The 21910-nt window shown below is 39.5% G+C and carries 20 protein-coding genes; 6 read left to right on the top strand and 14 right to left on the bottom strand.

Annotated elements, in window-relative coordinates:
• Positions 1–19: 19 nt before the first annotated feature.
• From J7W16_RS09735 to nadB, 6 genes are all read right to left on the bottom strand, one after another.
• Positions 20–550, bottom strand: coding sequence for an intercompartmental signaling factor BofC (locus J7W16_RS09735; RefSeq protein WP_210597099.1), 531 nt, complete (start codon positions 548–550; stop codon positions 20–22).
• 200 nt (positions 551–750) lie between these two features.
• The gene (locus J7W16_RS09740) at positions 751–1539 is read right to left on the bottom strand and encodes a hypothetical protein (RefSeq protein ID WP_210597100.1); all 789 of its coding nucleotides are present in this window, start codon (positions 1537–1539) and stop codon (positions 751–753) included.
• A gap of 142 nt (positions 1540–1681) precedes the next feature.
• Positions 1682–2707 (bottom strand): SafA/ExsA family spore coat assembly protein, encoded by a 1026-nt coding sequence (safA, locus tag J7W16_RS22435; RefSeq protein WP_210597101.1) that lies wholly within the window; start codon positions 2705–2707, stop codon positions 1682–1684.
• Between the two features lie 531 nt (positions 2708–3238).
• Entirely contained in the window at positions 3239–4342 is a 1104-nt protein-coding gene (gene nadA, locus J7W16_RS09750; RefSeq protein WP_210597102.1) for a quinolinate synthase NadA, read from the bottom strand.
• Positions 4339–5181, bottom strand: a complete 843-nt coding sequence (nadC, locus tag J7W16_RS09755; protein ID WP_210597103.1) for a carboxylating nicotinate-nucleotide diphosphorylase — start codon at positions 5179–5181, stop codon at positions 4339–4341. The genes nadA and nadC overlap by 4 nt, the downstream gene beginning before the upstream one ends.
• Before the next feature lie 26 nt (positions 5182–5207).
• Entirely contained in the window at positions 5208–6752 is a 1545-nt protein-coding gene (nadB, locus tag J7W16_RS09760) for an L-aspartate oxidase (RefSeq protein WP_210597104.1), read from the bottom strand.
• A gap of 144 nt (positions 6753–6896) precedes the next feature.
• On the opposite strand from nadB, the gene J7W16_RS09765 reads away from it, so the two are divergent.
• Complete coding sequence (locus J7W16_RS09765; RefSeq protein WP_210597105.1) at positions 6897–8018, top strand: cysteine desulfurase family protein; 1122 nt, start codon at positions 6897–6899, stop codon at positions 8016–8018.
• Between the two features lie 13 nt (positions 8019–8031).
• Entirely contained in the window at positions 8032–8568 is a 537-nt protein-coding gene (locus tag J7W16_RS09770) for a transcription repressor NadR (protein ID WP_210597106.1), read from the top strand.
• Positions 8569–8625: 57 nt separating this feature from the next.
• On the opposite strand, the gene pheA is transcribed toward J7W16_RS09770, so the two are convergent.
• From pheA to J7W16_RS09790, 4 genes are all read right to left on the bottom strand, one after another.
• Positions 8626–9492 (bottom strand): prephenate dehydratase, encoded by an 867-nt coding sequence (gene pheA / locus J7W16_RS09775; protein ID WP_210597107.1) that lies wholly within the window; start codon positions 9490–9492, stop codon positions 8626–8628.
• Between the two features lie 13 nt (positions 9493–9505).
• Positions 9506–9952: an ACT domain-containing protein gene (locus J7W16_RS09780; protein ID WP_210597108.1), complete on the bottom strand. Its 447-nt coding sequence runs from the start codon at positions 9950–9952 to the stop codon at positions 9506–9508.
• A gap of 217 nt (positions 9953–10169) precedes the next feature.
• Positions 10170–11453 carry a GTPase ObgE gene (gene obgE / locus J7W16_RS09785; protein ID WP_210597109.1) on the bottom strand — a complete coding sequence of 428 codons (1284 nt, stop codon included), beginning with the start codon at positions 11451–11453 and terminating at the stop codon, positions 10170–10172.
• 11 nt (positions 11454–11464) lie between these two features.
• Entirely contained in the window at positions 11465–11995 is a 531-nt protein-coding gene (locus tag J7W16_RS09790) for a Spo0B C-terminal domain-containing protein (RefSeq protein WP_210597110.1), read from the bottom strand.
• A 606-nt stretch (positions 11996–12601) separates the two neighbouring features.
• Here J7W16_RS09790 and J7W16_RS09795 point away from each other — a divergent pair.
• Entirely contained in the window at positions 12602–12736 is a 135-nt protein-coding gene (locus tag J7W16_RS09795) for a YrzI family small protein (RefSeq protein WP_210597111.1), read from the top strand.
• Positions 12737–12868: 132 nt separating this feature from the next.
• Entirely contained in the window at positions 12869–13000 is a 132-nt protein-coding gene (locus J7W16_RS22185; RefSeq protein ID WP_283246037.1) for a hypothetical protein, read from the top strand.
• Between the two features lie 708 nt (positions 13001–13708).
• Here J7W16_RS22185 and hemY read toward each other — a convergent pair.
• From hemY to hemE, 3 genes are read right to left on the bottom strand one after another with little or no spacing between them, the layout of a single operon-like run.
• Positions 13709–15139: a protoporphyrinogen oxidase gene (gene hemY / locus J7W16_RS09800; RefSeq protein WP_210597112.1), complete on the bottom strand. Its 1431-nt coding sequence runs from the start codon at positions 15137–15139 to the stop codon at positions 13709–13711.
• 6 nt (positions 15140–15145) lie between these two features.
• Positions 15146–16078, bottom strand: a complete 933-nt coding sequence (gene hemH, locus J7W16_RS09805) for a ferrochelatase (RefSeq protein WP_210597113.1) — start codon at positions 16076–16078, stop codon at positions 15146–15148.
• A gap of 14 nt (positions 16079–16092) precedes the next feature.
• Positions 16093–17127 carry a uroporphyrinogen decarboxylase gene (gene hemE, locus J7W16_RS09810; protein ID WP_210597114.1) on the bottom strand — a complete coding sequence of 345 codons (1035 nt, stop codon included), beginning with the start codon at positions 17125–17127 and terminating at the stop codon, positions 16093–16095.
• 280 nt (positions 17128–17407) lie between these two features.
• Here hemE and J7W16_RS09815 point away from each other — a divergent pair, with 280 nt between their 5' ends.
• On the top strand, positions 17408–18628 hold the full coding sequence (locus tag J7W16_RS09815) for an EAL domain-containing protein (RefSeq protein ID WP_210597115.1): 1221 nt from the start codon (positions 17408–17410) through the stop codon (positions 18626–18628).
• 20 nt (positions 18629–18648) lie between these two features.
• Here J7W16_RS09815 and J7W16_RS09820 read toward each other — a convergent pair whose 3' ends face one another.
• Positions 18649–20796 (bottom strand): transglycosylase domain-containing protein, encoded by a 2148-nt coding sequence (locus J7W16_RS09820; RefSeq protein ID WP_419095827.1) that lies wholly within the window; start codon positions 20794–20796, stop codon positions 18649–18651.
• A gap of 133 nt (positions 20797–20929) precedes the next feature.
• Here J7W16_RS09820 and J7W16_RS09825 point away from each other — a divergent pair, with 133 nt between their 5' ends.
• Positions 20930–21388: an antibiotic biosynthesis monooxygenase family protein gene (locus tag J7W16_RS09825; protein WP_210597116.1), complete on the top strand. Its 459-nt coding sequence runs from the start codon at positions 20930–20932 to the stop codon at positions 21386–21388.
• The last annotated feature ends 522 nt before the right edge of the window (positions 21389–21910 follow it).

The following is a 21910-nucleotide window of genomic DNA, read 5'->3' on the forward strand; positions in this document are numbered from 1 at the left end:
ATTGAACCACTTTTATTTCTTACAACTGGGCTGCTTTATACTGCCCTAGCACTTGTAATACTTCTTCATAATTTTTCAAATTCTGAACCGGAATTCCCTTTTCTAAATCAGAATGTTGTTTACTTTTCAACTTAGATGTATCCAACCTAAAAAATGACTGTATGACTTTCTCTTGATTCGGGGTGCCTTCATAAATTGACAGCACTCCATCATCAGTAATTCCAAAATAGCCATTTATCTTTAATAAAGGAGAAATATCCTTTACCTCTTTCCTAAATATCATCTCATTTTTATTCTGATCGATTAGATCCCAATCTTGATAAAACGCCCAAAAGTCCTCCATTGAAAGAATGGTCTCTTGAACTCTTTCCTCACTTTTCTCTCCATCCAGATAGACGCGTTCTAAAATAACATTTATCTTTTGAGGACTCATTACTTCAAATACCTCTGGCTTAGCCTCTTGAATGGCGACTGTTTCCGTCGTGTTGACCATAAAAACAACTGCAATAACACCTATTAGCAACAGCTGAAATTTCAAAATACCCTTCATCAGCTTTTCACCTCTTATACGTATGAATTTAGTACTTCCTATAGATTCATGTTGCCCATAAATGGAAATCACCATTCAAATAAATACCAAAAATAAAAACTTGCTCTGTTTCACTGTTCTCTTAAAGGTGGCAGCTTTCAAAAAAACTCCAATATAAAAAAGGCCTTTGAGAAAATTCTCAAAGGCGATACGAATATATATTACTGGTCTCTATTAGCTACTTCAGCTGCTCTGTTTTTTAACGTTTCATACGTATTATTATTATCACCTAAAACAGATGAACGCGTTTCACTATTTTCTAACACTGGGCCTTGACGTGTCATTCGTGGAGTCATGTTCATAGCTCCAGTTCCTTGACGTCGGTTACCATTATTATCTGCTGTGTCAACACCATTACGAGCTCGGCCACGTAAATAGCCATCTTCATCAACCATTCCTGGTCTGTTACCACCAGTTATACCAGAGTGTTCTGTATCAAGATCAACATCTCTTGTTGTGCCATTTAGCCCCGCACGACCCATTCCTGGTCTATTTGTACCTTGCGTATCAAAGATTCCACGATCATCACCTGTCATCCCTCTATGCGCTTGCCCTCGTCCTTGAGTTCCACCAATTCCAGCATGATCATCATTGTTACGCATTTGTCCAGTCTGGGTACCCGTTTGAGCACCAGTCCCATTAACTCCATACGTGCCTCTTTGACCATTTTGACCAGTTATTCCATGATTTCCTGTTCCTGTTCCATAGGTACCGTTATGTCCACGATTACCAGCAACACCTTGTCCATTACGATCTGGTGTCATCATATCTGTTAAAGGTCCTTCACCTTGATTTTGATTATCTACACCTGTTGTATACATATCATGAGATTGAATGCCTGTACGATTAAAGTTAGCATTCATGTCTGTTGCTTGATTATCTGTCCCACACCCTACAAGACCACCTAAAAGCATAGTAGCTGTTGCGATTGTCATAGCGAATTTTTTCATTTTTGAATTCCCCCTTTCACCATTTATGATGGCTTCAGAAAGGATTCTTTACACTGTTAGTTCTTGGTCAAAGTCCCAAAACAAAAGGGTGTCTTAAGGATCTTTTCTCCTTTTAGACACCCTTTTTTTCATCTCTTACGTTTTAATCATCATAGTCATCTGATTCATAATACTGATTCATCGGTGGTTGCATCATTTGATTTGGATATAGCTGTGGTTGTGGTTGGGCTGGCATCATTTGGTTTAGATTAGGCTGTGACTGTGGTTGGGCTGGCATCATTTGGTTTGGATAAGGTTGTGGCTGTTGTTGGGTTGGCATCATTTGGTTTCCATACATAGGTGTCGGTCCACAACTTTGACAATCATTTGCATATGGATAATATGGTTGTGGCTGCGGTTGACTCTGCATTTGCGGATATTGTTGTGGATAATATGGCATCGGATCTTGGTGTACTGGTGGGTACTGATGCACTGGTTGGGCATACGTTGGTGATTTTGGTGCACACCCAGGCATTACTGGGCTAATAGGAACTGGAGCACAATCTGGTTGGCTAATTGGCTGATACATTGGTTGTGGTTGTGGCTGCGGTTGATAACTAGGTTGTTGCTGTGGCTTGGGTTGATATGTTGGTTGCTTCGGTTGATAAGTAGGTTTCTTATAATCAGATTTCACAACTGTTTTAGGCTTTTCATGTTTCTGCTCTTCCTTCTTGTAGACGGGAGGCTTTTTCATAACTGGTACCTGTTTTGCTTTAGGCTGTTCTTTCTTTGGTGCTTGTGGCTGATAGAAATTAATATTTGTTTCATACAGATTCTGATTCACATCAACCGTTGATTTCGGCGCCTTTGGTTGCATGATCGGCTGCTGCATTGGTGGCATTTCCATTTGAGGCATCTTCGGCATTTCCTTCGCCGGAGCTTTGGCCACTTCTTTTGGTTGTTCCTTCTTAGGTTGTTCTTTCTTAGGTTGTTCCTTCACTTGAGGCATTTTTTGTGCCTCTTTTTTAACAGGGACACTTCCAGTCGGCACTTTAATCTTCATACCAGGCATAATCATGTCTGGGTTAGAAAGTTGGTTATTAGCAGATTTCAATTGTTCAAAATCAACTCCATATTTCTGTGCCAATTTCCAAAGAGTATCTCCTTTTTGAACGATATGGATTTTCATAATACTATTCCCTCCTCATACTTTTCTATACATCCTATGTCATAATAGGCCAATTGACACGAGCAGTTCACCTAAAATGTGTACTCAGTATGTCAAAAAGGCGTTATTTCTAAGGGTCTCAGCACAGCTTATGTCATATAAAAAAGGTTTATGCCTAAAGAATTATCTCCTTAAACGCTATAAAAAAAGAGGCTGGGACAAAAGTGATTTAACTAATAGAAAATCCGAACAATAATAGTTAGCGGACATAAACCGCTCCTAAAATATACTTCGCTTTCCGCGGGAAGCCGGTGAGCCTCCTCGTGCTTCGCACTGCGGGGTCTCAACTTTGGCTTTATCATGAGGCCAATGAAAAAGTACCTTTGTGCATATTCGAGGAAGCAGCAATGGCTCCACACGTTGCACGCCTTCTATGAGAAACTCACTCATAGCAGGCTTAAGACAATGCAACGGTTTCGCTCATTGCTTAAAGGCCACTGAAGAAAGGTGAAAATCATACCTTTTTCAGTGGCCTCTTTACACATATACAAATTATTTTCTTTCCAACATCCGTTTCAAAGCTAACCTTGCCTCTAATGATGTCTTTTGATCTACAGTAATTGGATAGTGTAATACACCATTTTCTAACTCTTCTAGTGACCATAGTAAATGATCCAGATCTATTCTGTTCATCGTTAAACAAGGACACATAGTTGGGTTTAATGAAACAATCTCTTTATCAGGAAATTGACTTCCAAGACGATTCACCAGATTCATCTCCGTCCCGACTGCCCAACTCGTTCCAGGTTTCGCATTTCGAATCGTTTCTATAATGAAATGAGTTGACCCATTGAGATCCGCCGCTTGTACAACCTCATGTGGACACTCTGGATGGACGATAATCGTCGTTTCTGGAGCTTCTTTTCGAAAGGTTTCTATTTGTCCAACCGTAAATTTTTCATGGACAGAACAATGTCCTTTCCATAGAATTACTTTAACTCGATCGACATCACCACTAAATTCAAGTTGGCGTCCAATTGGATCCCACACAGCCATTTCATCAAGTTCTATTCCTAAATCAAAAGCAGTATTGCGACCCAAGTGCTGATCTGGTAAAAAGAGCAGACGTTGTTTTTGAGTGAACGCCCATTGAACCATTTTCTTTGCATTTGAAGACGTTACCGTTGCTCCCCCGTAGCGACCACAAAATGCCTTGATTGCAGCTGTACTATTGACATAAGTTAGCGGTAGGATCGTATCACCAAACAGTTCCGAAAGCTTCGTCCAGGCATATTCTGTTTGATCAATATCCGCCATGTCTGCCATTGAACAGCCTGCTCTCAAATCAGATAGTATGACATGTTGCTTTTCTGTTGTTAACATATCCGCTGTTTCAGCCATAAAATGCACACCACAAAACACAATAAATTCAGCATCCTTATTCTCTTCAGAAAGCTGAGCTAGCTGTAAGGAATCTCCAGTTGCATCGGCAAATTCGATCACTTCATCACGCTGATAATGATGTCCAGGAATAAATAAACGTCGTCCAAGCCGCTCTTTGATTGCATATATTCTTGCTCGCTTCTCATCTGTTGACATCTCTCTATAGTGCTCTGGTAGTCGGTCTAGTGTTGCGACCTTCTCTAAGAAGTTCATACTTCTCCCTCCAATAACAAAAAGCTAAGGTCTGTTGCCTTGACTGAATGTGTCAATGCACCCAATGAAATGTAATCACAGCCACAGCCTCGATAATTTTCAATATTTTCGATATTAATTCCACCAGATACTTCTGTTCTTATATAATGTGGCACCAACTTAACATACTCAAGCACTTCTGCAGGGCTAGCATTATCAAACATGATGACATCAACCTTTGCCTCAATCGCATCTAGAACTTCCAGCTCGTTTGTAGTCTCGACTTCAATCTTAACCATATGACCTATCCTACTTCGAACAGATTCAACAGACTTTAAGATGCCTCCTCCAGCAAGTAAATGGTTCTCCTTCAATAACACCGCATCACTTAACGTACGTCGATGGTTATATCCTCCACCACAGCGAACGGCATACTTTTCAAATTGTCTTAATCCTGGTGTTGTTTTCCGCGTATCACAAATCCGTATCGTCGGATCGTTTAATCGTTTAATAACGGCATTCGTTAATGAAGCAATTCCACTCATACGTTGGAGCAAATTCAAGATGACTCTTTCCCCTGCTAATAACTGACAAACAGGACCTTCGATATAGCCTATAACTTCGCCAGCTTTGAAACGATCTCCATCCTTTACTTTTAAATCAACCTTAATTGACCGATCAATAAGCTCATATCCTAATGTAACGACATTTGACCCAGCCATGATTCCATTTTCCTTCGCAAGTATCATTGCTCTTGCCCTATTCTCTTTTCCAATAATTGATTCGGTCGTCACATCACCCTCAGCAATATCTTCAATAAAAAAATGTTCTAATTGTTTTTTCATCAGTAAGTGATTCATCAATCCATCCCCCTTTTACTATCTCTCTAACCTACATTAGCCGAATCGGCAGTTGTCACGTACTTTCCATTTCTTGAAAGCTCAATATAGACATTTAACCAATCATGATCATTGCTTTTCGGATAATCCAATCGTTTATGTCCGCCACGACTCTCGGTTCTAGTTAGTGCAGCTTCCGTAACTAACCAAGCAGTAATAAGCATATTTTTAATTTCAATTATTGAACGAGTATCACCTTCTGATATTGTCAAAGCAGAAAGCATCAAAGGTTCCAACCATTGTTTCATCTTCACTAAACCTACTTCACTTCGGTTGATCCCTACATATCTCGTCATTTGTTGTTGGATCGCCAACCTAGACGGAAGCTTATCTGAGACGATTACTTCAACATTGTCATATTGTTGTTGAATGGGTCTGGCAGGGATTTGCGAAACAGCATTTGCTACCCCTTCAGCAAATACCATTCCTTCAAGTAACGAATTACTAGCAAGTCGGTTGGATCCATGCACTCCCGTACAAGCAACTTCACCCACTGCATATAATCCAAAAACAGACGTTTGTCCAGCTGCATCTGTCTTAATTCCCCCACTTATAAAATGAGCTCCCGGTGCAACTGGTAAAGGAGAGGTGGCGATATCAATCTTTGCCTTTTCACAGCGTTGAACAAGTCCCGGAAATCGCTCAGCTATATTGGAAATCGCTCGACAATCCAGAAAGACACGCTTCCCATCTTGCATCTGCTCAAATATTGTTCGGCTTACGACATCTCGAGATGCCAAATCTTTCAGCGGATGCCAATTCATGATTTTTTCGCTTTTTTCATTTACTAAATAGCCGCCTTCGCCTCTAACGGCTTCACTTATAAGTCCAAAGCTCTCACCATTTTGTATGAATAAGGTTGGGTGAAATTGTATAAATTCCATATCTTTCAACACAGCCCCGGCTCTATACGCTAATGCAAATCCGTCTCCAGTTGCTTCCGTCACATTCGAAGTATGAGAATATAACTGACCTAACCCTCCAGTTGCAAGAACAGTCGCTCTTGCAAAAATATAATCATTCTCTGTTTGTACACCGACCACTTTCCCTTTTAGTAATAATAATCTTTTGACCATCGTCTCTTCTAAAAGAGTCACTCGATCTTGAACAGCTTCTATTAGGGCTTTTGTGAAGGCCTGCCCTGTCTTATCCCCATTTGAATGTACAATTCTTCGCTGACTATGTGCCCCTTCCATTCCAAGAAGAATTGACCCGTCGTCCTTGTGGTCAAATTGAACACCTAAATCTTCTAATAATTTAACTACAGCAGGTGCTTTTTTCACTAATATTTCAACATGGTGTTCATTATGGTGATTGACACCAGCAAGGATCGTATCCTTAAAATGCTGTTTCCAATCATCATTTTCACCGAGGGCTGCTGCCATACCGCCTTGGGCCCAACTTGAATTGCTCGACTCAACATTTGACTTTGTGATAAGAATCACATTCATTTCGTCAGCTAATAAATGAGCGGTCATTAAACCCGCTACCCCACTACCAATGATAACGACATCTGCTCTCTTTTTCGCCATGACCCCACCTCCGTCAATTAACACTTGTCTTGTCACCTATCTTTACATAAAATATAGAAAGTGACAAGAAATTTCTTTGAAGCATTATTAAACAAAAACAAATTATAGATTTACAACTTAGTAGTTCAAAAAGGAGGACTGGCTTTGATTTATTTAGATTATAGTGCGACAACACCCATGTCCCCCGTTGCAATCGAAACCTATACTCATGTAGCTTCGGAATACTTCGCGAACAGTCGTAGCATTCATACAAATGGTCAAGAAAGTGAAGATGTTTTGGAACTTAGTCGACATACAATTGCTCAAGCCCTAAATTGCAATAAACACGAGGTCTATTTTACAGGTTCAGGATCTGAGGCTACCTTTCTTGCATTAGTTGGTCTTGCACTTGCTCATAGTGAAAAAGGAAAAACGATTATAACAACAAAGGGAGAGCATCATTCAGTTCATCAGGCATTAGCTTATCTTCGTGATCATCATGACTTCACTATTTTATATGTACCGGTTAATGAATTTGGAGAAGTGACCGTTGCTTCCCTCCTATCTACATTAACTGCTGATACCATTTTGGTTTCAATTGGACATGCAAATAGTGAAATCGGAACAGTACAAGATATAAGGGCAATTGGACAAGTTTTAATGGAGAAGAATATCCTTTTTCACTGCGATTGTGTTCAAAGCTTTACTAAATTGCCAATACCGATAGATTTCTTAACGAGCGTAACAGTATCTGCCCATAAATGTTATGGTCCAAAGGGAGTTGGAGCTGCATTTATTAGAAACCAAGTCGCATGGCATCCTTTTCTACACGGTACGACACATGAACGTGGGTTCAGAGCTGGGACTGTTGATGTACCTGCAATTGCTTCCTTTGCAGCTGCAACTGAAGAATCGTCCTCTCAGAAGGATGCTGAAATGACCCGACTCCAATCATTACGTCAACAGTTTGTGAACGCATTTAGCGGGGAGGATCGTCTTGTATTAGAGGGGCATCCGATTAATCGTTTGCCATTCCATTTAGCAATTAGGGTTAAAGGCATTGAAGGGCAATTGATGATGCTTGAATGTAGTAGGAGAGGGTTTTCAATTTCAACTGGAACAGCCTGCCGTGTCGGTGACACAAACCCCTCATCAACTCTCCTTAGTCTTGGTCGGACTAAGGAGCAGGCATATGAACTTATTCGTATTACATTCGGAAGATGGACAACGAACGAAGATGTCGATAAACTAATTAAGTGTATCCGTGACATTATGGCAGTTTACTAAAGGGGTTAATAATATGAGTAATGGAAAGAAAATACTTGGTGATGCCAGAAGGAAATTACTGATTGAGTGGCTTACATTGAGTGCAACTCCGCTAACCGGAACAGAGCTCTCTAAGCGAACAAACGTTAGTAGACAAGTGATTGTTCAAGATATATCAATACTAAAGGCACAAAAGCATCCAATTATCGCAACAGCACAAGGCTATATCTATAATCAACTCTCGCCCAAAACTCGAATTTCTCGAATGATTGCATGCCAACATTCCCCTGATCAAACTAGGGAAGAATTATATATTTTAGTTGACCATGGTATTACGGTTTCTCAGGTAATTGTAGAACATGCTATTTACGGAGAAATTACTGCATCATTAATGGTTTCAACTAGGGTTGAGGCAGATCATTTTTGTAATAAGGTGGAACAAACGAACTCCTCACTATTATCCGAACTCACAAATGGCGTTCATCTACATTTAATCGAGGCTGACACTAACGAACAAATCGAAAACGCGATTCAAGAATTAAGAATAAAAGGATTTATTCTTGAGGATTAAGAAGTAAGTAAGTGCAAAGGAAGGCATGGATGAATACATCCATGCCTCTATTAAGTATTATGCGTTCGCTTTTGAATAGGCAAGTGAGAAGCAAGGATAGCTACCCAAAATATCAACACCGCACCCTAATGCCTCGAGTTCAGATATTACTCCTGGGATCAATACCTCATCCATTGTACCCTGAACATCAATGATGAAAAAGTAGTTGCCAAGTCCTGTTTTAGTTGGCCTTGACTCGATTTTAGTTAAATTAAGTTTGCGCCAAGCAAACGCTGATAGAACCTGGTGAAGGGCTCCAGAGAAATCAGATGGCAGTGTCACCATTAACGTTGTTTTATCCTCAACATGTGTGGGACCATCAATCTTCATTTGATACGCCTGCTTCCTTAAAACGACGAAGCTTGTTCTATTATGTGAATAATCATGAATATCTGAGTGGTTAATTTGCAATCCATATTCCTTAGCTGCTAGCTCATTTGCAATTGCCGCAACTGAGAGATCAGGGTGTTCGGCAACATATTCTGCCGCGGCGGCTGTTGAATTCATGTACTCCCACTCAGCTTCAGGCAGTTGTGTTTGCAGGAAGTCATGGCACTGAGCAATGGCATGTGGATGCGAAACGACCTTTTCAATGTTTTTTAGCTGCTCATTTGATGGATGTACTAACAAATGCTGGACAATAGGAACTGTGATCCCAGCAACAATTGGTAATCTCTGCTTATGAATAAGGTAATCTAAAGTAAGATTAACAGTTCCTTCAATTGCATTTTCTATCGGAACAATCGCCAAGTCAATTTCTTCTGTTGCAACTGCATCCATACAAGATGGGATCGTTCGGTAAGGAAGGAATTCCCCCTTTTGATACAGACCACGGGCAGCCATTTCCGTAAACGTCCCCTTTGGTCCCAAATATCCAATTTTCATTACTAACTCTCCTTTATGAACCTGTTCCGACTATTTCAATTTTCTCAACAGCTTCTAGCTGCTCAATCCAATTCATTAGCTCATCTAGATCTAGTTGCATTGGTGAAGTATCTATTGTAATTGTCATATGTGCTCTTCCTTGCAAGGGAATGGTCTGATTAATCGTTATCACATTCGCTCCTGTTTCAGCTACTTTCCCTAGCAATTGAGAAAGAGAGCCCGAACGATCAACTAGCATAATTGAGAGTGTAACAATTTTTTCTCTAACCATTGTATGAAAAGGAAAAATCCCATCCTTATATTTATAAAAAGCACTTCGACTAATTCCAACCTTATGAACAGCCTCATTGATTTTTTTCACTTTGCCAGAATGAAGTAATTCCTTCGCTGCTAACGTTTTTTCCATTGCTTCTGTAAGCATATCTTCTCGGACAAGGTAAAAAACTTTTCGAGATGTCATGCTGCCACACCTTCTTTCAACATAGACATTATCTTTCCCATTATAAAATTGCCGAAACTTTTTGACAACAACTATTAACAAAACAGCTTAATTCTCTCTTGAACAACAAACTAATTGGAACGTAACATTTTAAGATGCTAAGAAAACAGAAAAGCAAGTGATTACTTAAAAGCCTACTATGAATGTTTCATAGTAGGCTTGCATTGAGACGATTAAATTAATCAACAAATTCAAATTCGAATTTCATTAAACGAACAATATCTCCGTCTTTGGCACCACGTTCCCTTAGTGCATCATCAATACCCATCCCTCGCATTTGTCTCGAGAAACGTTTAATTGATTCTTCACGGGTCACGTCTGTCATTTTGAATAATTTCTCAATTTGAGCACCTGAAATAACAAATGTACCATCATCATCTCGGCTAATAACGAATGGAACCTCATCCTTTTCATGCTTATAAAGAACACGAGTGGATTCTTCTGTCTGCTCATGTAAAGGAAATTCTGGAGTTTGCTCGATCTTATCAGCAACAGTCAATAATAAATCACGAACCCCTTGTCTAGTAATAGCAGAAATCGGGAAGACTGGATGGTCATCTGTAAGTTTCCCCTTGAATTCCTCTAGATTTTCCTCAGAACCAGGCATATCCATCTTATTTGCGACAATAATTTGCGGTCTCTCTAACAAACGCATATTGTATTGCTTTAACTCGTCATTAATAAGGAGGTAATCTTCATACGGGTCACGACCTTCAAGTGCGGACATATCAATCACATGAACAATTACACGTGTTCTCTCAATATGTCTCAAAAACTGATGGCCAAGACCAACTCCTTCATGAGCTCCTTCAATTAGACCTGGTAAATCAGCCATAACAAAGCTCCGACTATCCTCTGTTTCAACAACCCCTAAGTTAGGTACGATCGTTGTAAAATGGTAATCAGCAATCTTCGGTTTTGCAGCCGAAACAACTGATAATAACGTCGATTTCCCTACACTTGGAAAACCAACTAAACCAACATCAGCTAGCACCTTTAACTCAAGAATAATATCTCGTTCTTGCCCTGGCTCACCATTTTCGGCAATTTCTGGGGCAGGGTTAACAGGAGTTGCAAAACGTGTATTCCCTCTTCCACCACGACCACCTTTAGCAATAACTGCTTTTTGGCCATGTTTTGTTAAATCAGCAATGACCTGTCCCGTTTCATCATCAATAACAGTTGTACCTGGAGGAACCTTAACGATCATATCATCAGCATTTTTACCGTGCTGATTTTTAGGACGACCGTGCTCCCCTCTAGGTGCTTTAAAATGACGTTGATATCTAAAATCCATCAACGTTCGTAAACCTTCCTCTACTTCAAAAACAACACTTGAACCTCTTCCACCGTCGCCACCAGCTGGGCCACCATCAGGAACATACTTCTCTCTGCGGAATGAAACTTGTCCATTTCCACCGTCGCCACCTTTTACATATACCTTGACTTTATCTACAAACATCTTTCCTCACCTCAACTTCTTATGAAACTTGCTGTTATTACACATTCGTGCTCACTTAATTCCTCTAACTTTGCTGCTAGTCCATCATCTGTTACTACCTCACTCCAATCCTCCAGAGACATATTTAATGAGCCTTGAAAATCAAAGGTCAACTCACATACGTCTTTCTTAAACAGGAATGAAAGTAACAAGTTATTTTCAGCATCCTTCGTGCACGCATCATTTAGTTTCTCCGTAACTGCTCTGCATAACCGTAAAAGGCGCTCTTCTTCCTTGAAAAGTGAAAAAACATCACCAGCTAAATCCATATCAAGCTTTGTCGGATGATTTGCCCAATTATATGTTAATAGAAAGTATTCAACACTAGTTGCCTCTATCGCCGATAACTTGCTTTCAGAAAATGATTGCTGGGTTACTTGCTCAATGATTTCCTCTATTCGGTCATACCTATTTAATGCTAGATTTCCTTTTATTAACTGAATTACGTTCAACCAATCATGACGCGTTTGACGAAGCGCCTTTAGGATATCTGATTGTGTCATTGGCTTCCTCGTCCCTTCACGAGTATTTGTTTCGATCAGTCAAGTTCCCATCGCTTATCTTACCACATATTAGCAAGCACTTGGAATGCCGTTCTTTCAATACCTTATATACGTTATTTTTTTCAATCAGGTTTCATGGTTGCAAACACATATTTAATGAAGGAGTAGGTCTACTTTTGCTTCCTACAATACAACTGTTTTAGGGAATATCTTTTTACTACAATAACTTTAGTCAAAGATTAAAACTATTCTGTCAACACCTTTTCTTAAATTGATGAAAAAAATTCACATTTGACCTTTACAAAGCCTTTTTAATTGGATATAATTTCCTAGTACTCAAAAAAAGCACAAAGGAGGCTGAAGAAAATGTTGCTATGTATTGACAAACTAAATCCAATTTCATATTTCAACAGTTCACTTCGAGCCGACTTTAATCATTCATTTATATAATTAAATCGAATGTAGTTCTAAGTCGCAGGTGAATTTGTTTCCCTGTGCTTAGCTATATTTATTGTTATTAGAGCCACAGGGACATTTCTCTGTGGCTTTTTGTGTGCTTAAAATCTTAATTTAACTAATTAAAGAACATTGAAAGGTGGTGATATTATGACATTCTCATTCCTATTATTTACAGTCTCGATCAAAAAAAGATATTTAAGTGGTCCTGAGTTAGAAGAAGTTATTCGTCAAAAGAAATACGAACGTGAAGTTCAACAACATTTGACTCGCTATTACCGTTAGGCATTCAAACAATAAAAAAAAGGAGGTAATGTAAATGATTTTTCTAAAAGGTGGATTAATTCAAGATTGGTATGAACAGGTGAAAGGCCTCACCTGAATACGCTCATTACATGTGAGATAGGGGGACCAAATATGACTTTATATTTTATTTTGTTTACCATTTCAATTAAACGTCGCCATCGAACAGGAGACGAGATTGAACGGTTAGTAAGACGACAACATAATCAAAGACAACATGAGAAACGAATGTCACGATTTTATTAAAATTATCATAAGTAGACACGTGGTTGGGACAAAAGTGTCCTAACTAGTAGAAAATCCGAACAGTTGCTTCGACTCCGCTACCGGGATGGGGGGCAGCACCCGCCGGAGGGCATGGAACTAACCGGCTTCGCCGGTGGATTTCCATCTGCCCTTCTTTCCTGCAGGAGTCGGCCCTCCCATCCCGTCCGCTTTGATAGAGGAGGAAAATGGAATCAACATTCTTTTTTACATCCTCTATTGTGATTTTACGAAACCAGGTAATAGGTATTTTTTATAATATCGTTGAAAAAGAGTGAAGAGTATGGCAATGATGTCGACATTTGGTAGATAAGAGGTTGCAAATAGAAAAGACTTAGATTGAAAAGTTAGTTCAGTCTAAAATAGACAAAATTACGTGAAAACGCCTTTGAGAATTATCTCTCAAAGGCGTTTCTACAGTTTATTGAGGCTGGACATCACTAAAGTGTCTAACTGAGATTCCGAACAAAGCAATCATATAGCGGATGAAATATACGAAGACTCCTGCGGGATGTAAAGCCAAAGGTGAGACCCCGTAGTGCAAGGCACAAGGAGGCTCACCGGCTTCCCGCGGAAAGCGTAGTGTATTTCAGGAGCGGTTTACGTCCACCAACTCACCTTATCATGGCATTTTCTAAAAAAGCTTGTCAACTGTCTCATTATAGAGACTGTGTCAACAGGCTGAATTTATCATACGGTTTCAGTCACATCACGTAGAATATCATTTGCCGCAGCTTGACCTTGGTCTATGCAGTCTGGTAAGCCAATGCCTTCATACGCCCCGCCAACAAGATAGAGACCATGTAAATGTTTAGTCACATCTTCTTTGATTTTCGCAATTTTAAAAGAATGTCCTACATGATATTGTGGCATAGCCTCTTTCCATCTTGTTACAATGGAGAATTCTGGCTGCCCTTTAATTTTGATAATCTGCTTTAAATCATTAAGTGCCGCACTCACAATATCTTCATCGGATTGATGAACAATGGCAGAGTCATTTGGTCTTCCGACATATGCACGCAACAAAGCAAACCCTTCTGGAGCCGTATGCTTCCACTTTTTATGTGTCCACGTGCATGCAGTAATGACATGGTCCCCTTTTTTTGACACCACAAATCCTGTACCGTCATAAGGCAGTTCGACTTGTTCTTCTTTATAAGCCATTGCCACGGTAGCGACAGATGTTGCCTCTATTTGACTTAGATAATCAAAATAAGGGTAGCTAGACAGTAATTTAGCCGTCACATGTGGAGGTGTTGCCATAATAACTGAGTCATAATGCTTTGATTCACCATTAGAAAACTCAATAATAAAATGCTGATCAACTTTGTTGATATTTATTATATCTGCTTGTCTATGAACTGACTTTTTGTTTAGCTTTCTCTCAATTGCATCAACAAAAGATTCTAGTCCCTTTTCAAATGATAGGAACATTCCCTGCTTTTTAGGCTGATCGTCGGGCTTCGCTCCAGTTGATGGTTGTTGTTTTCTTGATCTCGTGATTCCTTTAATTAAACTACCATGTTCGGCTTCCATTTCCTGATATTGTGGAAACGTTGCTCTCAAGCTTAGCTTATCAAGATCACCAGCATAAATTCCCGAAAGCAGTGGTTCAATCATATGATCAACAACTTCATCACCAAGCCTCCGACGGAAAAAATGCCCCAAAGAGATATCTTCATCACTTGACGTGAATGCTGGTAAAAAAAGATCTCTAGTTGCTCTTAATTTTCCTAACGGTGAAACCAAATCGGTCTTAATAAATGGCTTCATCTCCGTTGGGATCCCCATGACAGCACCTTTTGGTATTGGATGCAGCGTACCTGTTTTTAAAATAAAGGCCTGGCCAGTGTCATTATGTAGCATTTCGTGGTCGATACCAACTTCTTTCGCTAGTATAGACATACTCTTTTTTCTAGCTAAGAAAGAGTCCGGACCTCTTTCAATAATAAAACCATCTCTTTGTTCAGTTTGGATCTTTCCACCTAATCGATCTGTCTTTTCATACAGATCATAATGGATCTGACTTCCATTCTTTATTGCCTTTTCCAAAGTAAAAGCAGCAGCTAACCCAGTAATGCCTCCACCAATTATCGCTACACGCTTCTTATTCGTTTCCACAATGAATCACGCTTTCTCAGCTAGCTTCTTTTGAACAACAGCAGCTAGACATTCAAGAAACTCTGGTTTTGCATTTGGCATCTCTGGTCGGTAGTAATTGATTCCTAATTCATCTGTTACTACTTTACACTCGTAATCATTATCATATAGAACCTCTAAATGGTCCGCTATAAAACCGACTGGACAGTAGACCATTGACGTATAGCCTTCCTTTTCATATAACTCACGAGTTAAATCTTGTACATCTGGTCCAATCCATGGATCAGGTGTATTACCCTCGCTTTGCCAGCCGATTTCATAGGTTGAAATCCCTGCCTTTTCAGCGATTAGATCAGCTGTTTCTTGAAGTTGTTGTGGATATGGATCGCCGTTTGCAATGATCTTCTCTGGCAAACTATGTGCTGAGAAGATCACACAGGCCTTATCTTCATCTTCAATTTTCGCCATTGTCTCCTTTACTTGCTTTGCCCAATAATCAATAAATAACGGCTCATCATACCAGCTTTCTATCGTTGTGATTTCGGGTCCATCAATCTTCGCCGATTCCTCTAGTGCTCGTCCATTATAGGATTTAACACTATATGTCGAGAAATGCGGGGCAAGGACAATACTGACTGCTTCTTCAATGCCATCTTCCTTCATTTGCTTAACTGCATCTTCAACAAATGGATCAATATGCTTTAAACCAAGATAGGCCTTAAATTCAATATCGTCGTACATTTCGTTCAGTTTCACTTCCAAGCCAAATGCTTGATCCTCGGTAATCTTAGCGAGTGGACTAATCCCACCTATTGCTTCATAACGCTCAGTTAGGTCATCGAGTGCTTCCTGAGAAGGCTTACGACCATAGCGGATATGTGTGTAATATGGTTCAATTTCTTCTTTACTTCTGGGCGTGCCATACGCCATAACTAGTAGACCCATTCTCTTTTTAGACATCTTTATACTCTCCTTTAAACTCTATTCTTTGTATAGTCATGTACAAATGCTGTCAGACGTTTTAGTGTGGCAGGATTTACTTCTGGGAACACACCATGTCCTAAATTAAATATATAATTTGGGTTCTTTAACCCTTGATCTAAAATGGCTTTCGTACGTTCTTCTATTACATTCCAAGGAGCGAGTAGAATTGCAGGATCTAAGTTTCCTTGTACTGTTTTAATTACACCGAGATCTCTTGCTTCTTGAATAGAAAGACGCCAATCAAGTCCAACGACATCTAACGGAAGATCATCCCATTCATTCACTAAATGACTTGCTCCAACTCCAAACATAATTAAAGGAACATTGTGCTCTTTAAGAGCAGTAAATATCTTTGTCATGATTGGCTTTACAAACGTACGATAGTCGGCGACGTTTAGAGCCCCTACCCATGAATCGAAAATCTGGATCGCCTGAGCACCAGCTGCGATTTGGGATTTTACATATGTAATCGTCATCTCACCAAGCTTCTCCATTAGCAAATACCAAGCTTCTGGTTGGGAGTACATAAATGCTTTTGTCTTGTTGTAGTTTTTTGAAGGACCACCTTCAATCATATAGCTTGCAAGTGTAAATGGTGCCCCCCCAAAGCTAATTAAAGGCACAGAAAGTTGTGTCCGAAGTAGTTTAATCGTTTCTAACACATAAGGGACGTCCTTTTCTGGTTCAATTGTTCCAAGCTTCTCAACATCGTGCATTGTTCGAATAGGATTGTCGATAACCGGACCTATTCCAGATTTAATTTCAACATCAACCCCTAATGCTGGCAGTGGTGTCATTATATCCTTATAAAGAATAGCTGCATCATTATTATATTGATCAACTGGTAGCTTGGTTACATATGCACAAAGCTCAGGATCATGGGTAATCTCAAATAATGAATATTTCTCTTTTATCTCTCTATACTCTGGTTGCGAGCGACCCGCTTGACGCATATACCATACTGGCACATGATCATGCTGCTCACCTTTACACGCCTTCAAAAAGGTATCATTAAATTGATTCATCTTGACACTCCTTCATTTAGTTAACTTTCATTACTATACTTTAATCCGCACAAAAATGCATTTTCTACACATTACTATAATGACCTATCTTAACTATGTATAGACAAATACTCTAAATGTCAAAAAATCGATAAATCTTAAATTATAGGTTTCTCAACAGATTTGGCTGAGAGATTTCCTCACAAAGTTTTTCAACGCTAAGAATATCCTGTTAGTATATATACAAATGCATAAAATAGGACAACCATTTGAAGATCTAAAACATTAAGGAGGAAAGGAAATGTTCACGACCAACTCAACACTAGATATACAAAACATTCTCCCTTACTTCCAACCGATTATAGGAGCTGATCAACAATCAATTGTCGGCTATGAAATATTAGGGCGCTATCAATTGAATAATAAAATTATCAGCCTTGGCCCTTATTTTCATTCAGATTCTATTAATCTTTCTGATAAGAAAATAGCTGATTATTGGGTGCGTATGAAAGCAATTGAAGTCATTACTATCACAAACTCCCCTAACAAATCATACTTTTTCAATATAAATCTTGACTTCTTTGATTCAAGTTACGATGATTTCTTTGAGAAACTTGTCATTTTATTTAACGATCATATTTGTCATCCATCACAAATTGTACTAGAAATCACTGAAAATGATTTTAACGCAAACGAAACCCAACTCATCCATCAGCTAAAGAAGTATCGTCAGTTAGGCTGTAGAATCGCAGTTGATGATTTAGGAAAAGCATTCAGTAATTTAGAGAGAGTCGCTTTGCTCAATCCCCACATCATGAAAGTTGACTTAAATCTAGTTCAAAAAAGCAAGAATAGCCAGTCCCATCGAGATGTCCTACATGCATTATCGATCCTATCACAACGACTGGGGGCTCAGCTACTTTTTGAGGGGATAGAAACAATTGATTTACTTGAGAATGCATGGAAAAACGGGGCCCAATATTACCAGGGCTATCTATTCGCCAAACCGCAGCCTTCTCCAATTGATCGAACAGAGTTTGTCGGAGAATTCGACGACCAACTTGAACGCATGATACAAAGAGAAATTAATCGCCTTCAAATACGTTATAACTATGAAAAAGAATTGAACACCCTTCTCAAATCAACGCTATCATCAGTATCCTTTACGTTTGATTATGATCAATACTTGACCCATCTTTGCTCTAGATTACCTAGAGAGTGTTTTCGGGTATATATCTGTAACAGATTAGGCTACCAGCTATCAGGCAATCATTACAGAAAGACAAACTCTAATTGGATTATTCAAAATCATTACCGTAATAAAAATTGGAGCTGGCGTCCTTTTTTCTTGCAGAATATCGTCAATATGGAGTTAAACCAAAAAGGCTTCTTATCTGATCTATATACAGATATAGACACAAATGAACTAATTGAAACCTTCTCATTTCCTGTACACAAAAACACTTATTTATTTGTTGATTTGATCTTACCTAAAAATGAAGAGAACTGTGTTGGTCTTTAACACAGTTCTCTTCATCTATATTAATGAAAGCCTAGCTGAAACTTGACCGTTGCTTGATTCGAGGTGACTCCTTCTCTATCAATTTGCGTATTATATGGAACAATTTCATATGTTTTCTGGGAAAACGGATTTAGACTTGGAATAAAATATTCATTCGCTCCAACAACGGTTGCAATTTCTTTTCTACCTGATTTTCCAACTTCATAAATTGTGTAATGAATTCGATCGTCATCAGATCCTGTCCAATTAAGACGAATACTCATCAATCCCCGCCCACCTATCGCGAGCGTTGCCGTCAAGTCATTAATCTCAGTGAGAGCAATTGGTGTTTCTAATTCTTTTACATTATTAGGTTTAGTAAAGCTAGTTGCAGTTAAGTTAGACGGAAGATCGTTGATAATATCCTTGAATAAAATGGTAGGATAACTACTCCCTCCGTGGAAATAGTTCGATTCATTTGTCGTATCATATCCCATCCATACACCTCCAACGACTGTAGGGGTGTATCCAACAAACCATGCATCCCTTGTCGCACCACTTACCTCAGTGTATGAAGTTGTCCCTGTTTTACCTGCCAGAGCACTTTGAACCTCTCCACTTTTCCCTGTTCCTTCTTGCACAACTGCTTCAAGCATTCTTGTTATATCCCATGCCGTTTGAGGCTTAATGACATTTTCTTCACTAGTGTTTGCTTCTCCAATCCGGTCTCCTGAACGAGAGTAGATGGCAGTGATAAAGTATGGATCAGTTTTCTTTCCTTCATTAGCAAATACACGATATGAAGAAACGATCTCAAATGGACTAAGACCTTCCGTTAAGCCTCCAAGGGCAATCGCTAACCCTCGATCAGAGACATCTAATCCAAAACGCTCCAAGCTATTAATAGATTCCTGTACACCAATTTCATTTAAGAGCCACACCGCAGGAGCATTGGCAGAATAAGTGAGTGCATCATACATTGTCATTTCACCTGTATATTCGCCATTATAATTACGAGGGGTATAGCCGTCATACTCAATTAACTCGTCGGTTAATAATGAGTAGGGATGGTAACCTTTCTCTAAGGCAGGTGCATACACAGCAAGTGGCTTCAATGTTGATCCAGGCTGTCTTTTTACGTTAACACGATTCAGTCCTCTTCTAACATATTCTCTCCCCCCGTGCACAGCCAGGACTCCGCCTGTATGATTATCCATTAAGACAAAAGCTGCCTCCGCTTGTTGATCCTCAGCAGGAAAGTAACTAGATTGTGCCATTTTCTCAAAGGAATCAACCTGGATTGACGGACTCATCGGAACGACGATTTCATAGCCACCTGTTAGTAATTCTTCGTTGCTAAGATGATAACGTTGCTCGGCTTCGTCGATGACCATATCAATATAAGTTAGATACGGTTCTATATCCTGCTGCTCTGCTCGTTCAATCGCAACGGTCTTTCCTTGTAACCGAACCATTTCCTCCGCATTTAAATATCCCTGTCTTTGCATAACTGTCAAAACTAGATCACGTCGCTGCTTGCTTTTATTAAGATCATTAAAAGGCGAGTAAGAGTTAGGTGCTTTTGGAAGGCCCGCTAATAGAGCTCCTTCTTCAATCGACAATTCACTTACATCCTTATTAAAATAGAGCTCTGCCGCAGCTTGAATACCATATGCTCCGTGACCGAAGTAAATTTGATTTAAATACATTTCTAAAATCTCATCTTTGCTATAGCGTCTTTCTAGATTCATTGCGATTGCTACTTCTTTTGTTTTGCGTAATAACGTCTTCTCATTGGTTAAGAAAACATTCTTAGCTAACTGCTGTGTGATCGTACTTCCACCTTCTACAGCTTGGCGAGCAACAATATCTCTGTATAAGGCCCTTCCAATTGAACGAATATCTATCCCTTGATGCTCCCGAAAACGAGAATCCTCAATAGCTACGAACGCCTCCTGGACATGTGACGGAATAGATTGAATTGAAACGAGCTCACGATTTTCCTCAAACAGTTGGGTAATTAAGACACCATCCTCACTAACCAGAGAGGTTGTTGTCTTCATTACTAGCTTTTCTTCATCAATCACATATTGGCCTGTTAATAAAATAATAAAATAAAAAAGTAGTCCTAATAATATGAGGGCTAAACCAACAACGATGCCAAGTAAAATTTTCTTTTTAGTTTTTATGTAAAACCCCTCCTTTTTAAAACAAAAACCGTGCTTCAGATTTGCAACTAATCTTTTAGATACGATAAACTCTAAATACGAACGAGACGAGCTAAACGTTTCAACCAAAATTTTAACATAGGGGGATTAAAGAATGAAGCAAGCAACAATTCTAGAAGAGCACGCGTCACTCGATGAAGGCATCTTGATGAAGAATAATGATGACATATTGGTTTATGTAGAAGCTATTATTGAACATCCAACTGCAAAGAACTATGAGATCTTCAGTTCGACTGGGGAACTTCCGGCTAGTGGCTATGTGGTCATGAATAATATCCCCGTTACAGAAGAGGGACGAGCTACATTTGAAGAACGTTTCAAAAATCGGGCAGGTCTTGTTGAAACAGAACCAGGCTTTCAAACGATTCGAATCCTACGACCGTTAGATGATGACACTTATGTTGTTGTTACGATTTGGGATGATGAGCAATCATTTAAAAACTGGCAAGAGTCTAACTCTTACAAGAATGCTCACAAAAATCGTGGGACTTCTGCTGGGTTACAAACGTCTATTTTCCCGCGTCCGTCATTTGTCACAACGTATTCTTTTTAATTATATGTTGAACTAACCCTAAACCTGAACATAAACAGTTAGCGGTGAAAAGTTGGGTATCATCAAACTTTCAGCCTGTCGACCAAGTTTCGTGAAGCGAGGCGGCCGACAGGTTATTGGCATTTAAAGAGTGGCCGTAAAAGTCGCTTCGAACACGCTACCGGGATGGGGGGCACGCTTTCCGCAGGCGGGCGTTGAACTAACCGGCTATGCCGGTGGATTTCAACCTGCCCTTCCCTCCTGCAGGAGTCGGCCCGCCCATCCCGTCCGCTTTGATGAAAGGTGAAAGGTAAGATAGATTTTCTCCGCTCTTTACAGTGAATTTCAAGAGAATAATAAAACTTTCTGGGTGAAAAGAAGTAGTCTGCAATGCCTCTGGTCAAGACTCGTTTGATTTTAACGCGACTGAACAAGTAGACGTTTTTGTGATGAAAATTCAATAAAGAAAAATGGCTTATACTTGCATTCAGAAGAATTTAATAGACTAGATGCCTGACTCCCTATTTTTCACTCCAAACAAAG

The organism is Halalkalibacter suaedae (genome assembly GCF_017939705.1).
Lineage (GTDB): Bacteria > Bacillota > Bacilli > Bacillales > Bacillaceae_D > Halalkalibacter > Halalkalibacter suaedae.

Excerpts from the sequence above, each read along its gene's own strand:
- J7W16_RS09735 (WP_210597099.1), bottom strand. The coding sequence starts at position 550 with ATGAAGGGTATTTTGAAATTTCAGCTGTTGCTAATAGGTGTTATTGCA.
- J7W16_RS09740 (WP_210597100.1), bottom strand. The coding sequence starts at position 1,539 with ATGAAAAAATTCGCTATGACAATCGCAACAGCTACTATGCTTTTAGGT.
- safA (WP_210597101.1), bottom strand. The coding sequence starts at position 2,707 with ATGAAAATCCATATCGTTCAAAAAGGAGATACTCTTTGGAAATTGGCA.
- nadA (WP_210597102.1), bottom strand. The coding sequence starts at position 4,342 with ATGAACTTCTTAGAGAAGGTCGCAACACTAGACCGACTACCAGAGCAC.
- nadC (WP_210597103.1), bottom strand. The coding sequence starts at position 5,181 with ATGAATCACTTACTGATGAAAAAACAATTAGAACATTTTTTTATTGAA.
- nadB (WP_210597104.1), bottom strand. The coding sequence starts at position 6,752 with ATGGCGAAAAAGAGAGCAGATGTCGTTATCATTGGTAGTGGGGTAGCG.
- J7W16_RS09770 (WP_210597106.1), top strand. The coding sequence starts at position 8,032 with ATGAGTAATGGAAAGAAAATACTTGGTGATGCCAGAAGGAAATTACTG.
- pheA (WP_210597107.1), bottom strand. The coding sequence starts at position 9,492 with ATGAAAATTGGATATTTGGGACCAAAGGGGACGTTTACGGAAATGGCT.
- J7W16_RS09780 (WP_210597108.1), bottom strand. The coding sequence starts at position 9,952 with ATGACATCTCGAAAAGTTTTTTACCTTGTCCGAGAAGATATGCTTACA.
- obgE (WP_210597109.1), bottom strand. The coding sequence starts at position 11,453 with ATGTTTGTAGATAAAGTCAAGGTATATGTAAAAGGTGGCGACGGTGGA.
- J7W16_RS09790 (WP_210597110.1), bottom strand. The coding sequence starts at position 11,995 with ATGACACAATCAGATATCCTAAAGGCGCTTCGTCAAACGCGTCATGAT.
- J7W16_RS09795 (WP_210597111.1), top strand. The coding sequence starts at position 12,602 with ATGACATTCTCATTCCTATTATTTACAGTCTCGATCAAAAAAAGATAT.
- J7W16_RS22185 (WP_283246037.1), top strand. The coding sequence starts at position 12,869 with ATGACTTTATATTTTATTTTGTTTACCATTTCAATTAAACGTCGCCAT.
- hemH (WP_210597113.1), bottom strand. The coding sequence starts at position 16,078 with ATGTCTAAAAAGAGAATGGGTCTACTAGTTATGGCGTATGGCACGCCC.
- hemE (WP_210597114.1), bottom strand. The coding sequence starts at position 17,127 with ATGAATCAATTTAATGATACCTTTTTGAAGGCGTGTAAAGGTGAGCAG.
- J7W16_RS09815 (WP_210597115.1), top strand. The coding sequence starts at position 17,408 with ATGTTCACGACCAACTCAACACTAGATATACAAAACATTCTCCCTTAC.
- J7W16_RS09825 (WP_210597116.1), top strand. The coding sequence starts at position 20,930 with ATGAAGCAAGCAACAATTCTAGAAGAGCACGCGTCACTCGATGAAGGC.